We start from the raw sequence: 232 nt of genomic DNA, 5'->3' as shown, positions 1-232 counted from the left end.
GATCACTTTCAAGCGGTCGAGATCAAAAAGCAGCAGCGCCAGGCTCCCTCCCTGACGCCGCGCCAGACGTAAGGCATAGTCAGCTTTTTTCGACAACAGCGTATGGTTAGGCAGGCCGGTAAGCGCATCATGATGCGCAACAAATTCCAGATTATTCTGAATCTTGCGCAGCTCGGTCACATCGCGGCTGACACCAAGCACCCCCAGACAGTGCCCTTGCGCATCAAAGAGC

At 55.2% G+C, this 232-nt stretch carries 1 protein-coding gene; it reads right to left on the bottom strand.

Annotated elements, in window-relative coordinates; all coding sequences use genetic code 11:
* On the bottom strand, positions 1–232 hold a 232-nt coding region (locus Q4563_RS23025; RefSeq protein WP_303606203.1), incomplete at both ends, for a diguanylate cyclase domain-containing protein.

It is taken from the genome of Gilvimarinus sp. 1_MG-2023 (assembly GCF_030548285.1).
This window is presented reverse-complemented; position numbering and strand designations above follow the sequence as displayed.